This is a genomic window from Marinimicrobium sp. UBA4509 (assembly GCF_002388575.1).
GTDB classification, from domain to species: Bacteria; Pseudomonadota; Gammaproteobacteria; order Pseudomonadales; family Cellvibrionaceae; genus Marinimicrobium; species Marinimicrobium koreense.
The window spans coordinates 118,754-122,421 of record NZ_DGMV01000027.1; the positions used below are offsets into that span (position 1 = coordinate 118,754).

General features: G+C 56.0%; 2 protein-coding genes. One reads left to right on the forward strand and one right to left on the reverse strand.

Annotation, left to right across the window (positions count from 1 at the left end; genetic code table 11):
* Positions 1-693 (forward strand): lysophospholipid acyltransferase family protein (locus B3520_RS03545; protein ID WP_286875424.1); only part of this gene is annotated, 693 nt, incomplete at its 5' end.
* 128 nt (positions 694-821) lie between these two features.
* On the opposite strand, the gene B3520_RS03550 is transcribed toward B3520_RS03545, so the two are convergent.
* Positions 822-3,668 (reverse strand): hypothetical protein (locus tag B3520_RS03550; protein WP_286875425.1); only part of this gene is annotated, 2,847 nt, incomplete at its 5' end.

Sequence of the window (3,668 nt, forward strand, 5' to 3'; positions counted from 1 at the left end):
TTGAGCACACTGATCTGGCCGTTTCTTCCCTACCAATGGCGCTACCGGCTGATCAATCAGTGGAACCGCTTTGTGATGTTCTGGCTCTGGTTCTGCTGCAATATCCGCATTGAGGTGCGAGGCGATATCCGCAACGATCTGCAACCCTATGTGGTGATGTCCAAGCACCAGGGCGTGTGGGAAACCTTGTACTTACAACTGTTCTTCCAGCCCATCTCCACCATTCTGAAAAAAGAACTGCTGCGCATCCCGTTTTTCGGTTGGGGCCTGGCGGCACTGAAACCCATCGCCATCGATCGGAGCAATAAAACCCAGGCGCTGCGTGATGTGAAGAAGAAGGGCGTCCAGGCCATCAAGGATGGCAATAACGTGCTGATTTTCCCGGAGGGTACCCGCACCCGTCCCGGTCAGGTGGTGCCCTACGCCCGCAGCGGCGCCGATATTGCCTGCACCGCCGGCTGCCCGGTCATCCCAGTGGCCCACAATGGTGCCGAATGCTGGCCCCATAAGGATTACCTGAAGTACCCGGGCACCATCACGATGGTGATCGGCGAGCCGATTTCCAGCGAGGGCAAAGATCGCAAGCAGTTGACCGAAGAAGTCCGGGACTGGATCGAGTCCACCGCCAAAACCCTCCCTGTCGGCCGCAAAGACGGCCGCAGACCCTGGCTTGAATCATCACCAGACCAATAAATAACGGACATATCAATTCGTAACGTCCGGCCCGCCATGGGGAATACCGTTGAGACGGACAAAAAAGGGCCGACACAAAGGTCGGCCCGTCAAGCGAGGGGATTCGCCGTCGTTGGAAATCGACGGGTTTACTGACAGGGCACCTTGCCCAAGCTCAGTACGTAGTAGATATCGCCCGCGAGTGGCGAGTTGAACGGCAGCTCGCCGTACTTGCCAGCGGTCGCGCTCACGTAATCAATCAAGTCCTGTCCCGCATCCAGCCGGAAATCATTGATCGTATCGCGAGACGCCACGGTGTACTGCTGAGACAGATCACCGACACTGCCCGACGCATCCGTCAGCGCACGCTGGGTTGAGGCGTTGATATCGCACGCGCTATTACCGAACCATAGGTAAACCCCATCGGCGCGGTAGCTGCCGCCGCTGACATCGCGGGTCAGGTTGCCCTGCAGCTCGTCCAGCGCGCTGTTGATATCGTCTTTCTCCTGGAAGTCGCCATTGATGACCAGCGCATTGTCCTCCCATAGAAGGTCGGCACCCACGCGGACACTGATGATGTCTTTGCGGTAGTTCATGAACAGGTTGTTCCACATATGGGACGTGCCCCGACGGATCAGCGGAACCCGGCGCGCCGTGTTGCCAAACTCGAAGTACAGATCATCCCGGGTCACAAAGGCATTGTGGTGCATGGTAGTGGTGATGTTTTCGTTGATCTCACGACTATCACTGGATCCGTGCAAAGCGGCACGTTTGACGTCCACCACCCGGTTGAACGACATGGTGATATCGTAGGCACCGACTTTCACGTCAAACGCCGAGTCACCGGTCAGGTCAAACGTGTTCTTGTGAATCCAGATATCGTGAGACGCACCGGTAGAGCGAATCATGTCCGGGTCCAGTCCGTGATCTTCGGTGTGGCCCGCGCCGCGGAAATCCAGGTGGGTCAGAATCACGCTGTTGGCGGTCTGGGTCGGCTGACCGGAGCTGTCCTTCCCGATGGCAAAACCACTGAAGCGGAAGTAGGCATTACTCATGCGACCGTCGATGGTGGTATTGGAACTGATCACCGGGTTGCGAATGGGAAGGTCTTTATCGTCCAGACGATTGTTGAAGAACTCCTCCAGACACTGATCGTGATCGTTATAGCCGCGATTCGAACACCACTGACGGTAATCGACACACTCCGCCTCGGTACCACCGATACGGCTCAGAACATCCGAGTTGCTGCAGTGCAGACGGTACATGGCCACTTCCGTTTCGGGCGCAAAGTCATTCTTGTCGAACACAATCCAGTGATGATCTTCGCTGCTCATGGCATCAAAAATCTGCTGCTCTACCGAGTCACTGCTGCTTTTGGTAATCACAGTCAGCGTGCTGTTGCCATTGGGGTCATAGCCGCCCAGAGCGTTTTCACCATAGCCCACGGCACGGCCCAGAGTCTGCGCCAGGCATTCAACGATCTCCTGGTCCGTCTGTAGGGCGGTATCACGCCAGTTGACGTTCGGGTTGGTAGCCAACTCCACGCAATCATTACTCAGCGGTCCAGAGTAATCCGGGAAGCTACTGCTCGACTGACTGCTTGAGCTGCTCGAATTGCTGCTGGAGCTGTCCGACGATGAGGAATCGCTGGACGAACTGTCGCTGCTGTCGGACGAGCTGGAAGACGAGTCACTGGACGAACTGCTGGAGGACGAGCCGCCGTCAGATACGTCACCGGTCGCGTTGTAGATTTCAAACTCGGCAATCTGCGGCGCACTGCTGGCGCTGTCGATAACCAGGTTGACTTTGTAAAGGTCTCGGTCACCAAAACCGGTGATGATCCGTTCGCTGCCCAGGGTCGAGCCGGATGCGAGTACTTCATTGGTATCGTGATCTTCCAGACGCCAACTTTCCGTGGCGCCATTGAGCTCTCGGATGATCACGGTATTGAAAGTACCACTGAAATTTTTTACTCCGATGCGTTCACCACTGGTGCCGCTCGGCTGCCAGTAGCTGGCCAGATTGCCGTCATTGACGTTGCCATAGCTGGTACCGCCACCCTTGCTGGAACCGTCGGCGCCACCACTCAGAGCCAGATTACTGCCCAACTCAACCGGCTCACCGCTATCACTGGAAGAATTACCGGACGACGAACTCTCTGAAGAGGACTCACTGGAACTGTTCTGACTGCTGGAAGACGAGCTGGATGACTGCTCCCCGCCGCCACTGACCGGCGCATCCAGGCAATCGGTCACGATACCGGCGCCCGCATTGGCCAACACGTGAGCCTTGGTATCCGCCGCAAACAGACGACTGTAGCTGTACGGGGGCAGATAGCTGGTGGTGGACTGCACATCAGGTCCGGCAATCACGCCATCGCTGGGGTACTCAACCCAATTGACGTTATTGAAGGTATTATCTTCAACGTCCCAGTAGCCCAGCTCACTGCTGTAGAAGGAGACGATCGGGTTCTGAGCGTCTTCGAACACATTGCCCTCAATACGCAGGGTGGCCCCCATACGTGAATTGATCCCGGTGCTGATCACGCCATCGTAGTAGTTATTGACGATATGCCCTTCACCAAAGCGGAACAACGGCAAGCGCGAGTTGGCGTTCTCCCAGTGGTTCCCCCAGAAGGTGATCCGGCGGTCGTAATCGTCACCGTCACTACTTCCCCACAGGGAGGTTTTCCAGCTATCACGCAGGATGTTATAGCTGATGGTGATGTTGTCGATCTCACCTTTACCACTGACCAACTCGTCGTAGTAGTCCTTGTCCACGTCCAGCGAGTTGTAGAAAGTATTGTGATCGATCCAGATATTGCTGGACGGACCGTCAATGGTAATGTGATCTTTATCGCCAATGCGGACATAGCGCATGGTGATGTTGCGCACGATCACATTATTGGCGCGCCAGATCTTGATGCCGATACCATCAAACAGGGCGTTATCGCCCACGCCGATGATGGACACGTCGTTCATGTCCTTGATATCGAA